A 553-nucleotide genomic window follows, 5' to 3' on the forward strand; every position below is an offset into this window, starting at 1 on the left:
CCTGGACACAAGCTCTCAGGTGGGACCATCGGGTTGCGTCACCCGTGGACGATGGCGGTCAGGTCTGTGAGTGAGTTGATGGACCAGTCCGCGGCCGCAATGACGTCCGGGTCGTCGCCCCACCAATTCCCCCACGGTCCGCGGCGAATGTGGGCAACCCGCAGCCCGGCCGCCTTGGCGGGGAACACGTCGTTCGCAGGGTGGTCACCGACGTACACCGTCTCGTGAGCAGCAGCACCGGACTCCTGCAGAACCCGCTGGAAGAATGCCGGATCAGGCTTCGCGACCCCCCACTCCGCCGAGGTGACGACGAGGTCTGCGGGCAGGTCCAAGGCGCGCAGCAGGATGCCGGCCTTCTCGGTCTGGTTCCCGGCGACGAGGACGCGGACGCCGAGCTTGCGAAGTCCCGCGAGGACCGGCCGAACATCCGGGTAGAGGTCCGTCTCGTCGAGGTGCTCGCCGCGGCCGGCGGCTTCGCGCGCACGGTACTCGGCGCCGACGTCGATGTCGGGGCGGAGAATCCTCAACGCGTCCGTGTTGTCGCGGCCTTGGG

The 553-nt window shown here is 68.9% G+C and carries 1 protein-coding gene; it reads right to left on the minus strand.

Annotated elements, in window-relative coordinates:
- Nucleotides 1-38: 38 nt before the first annotated feature.
- A partial coding sequence (locus tag AC1DYK_RS35545) for an HAD family hydrolase (RefSeq protein WP_478170545.1) occupies nucleotides 39-553 on the minus strand: 515 nt, incomplete at its 5' end.

Source organism: Variovorax sp. P2_H12 (assembly GCF_056403395.1).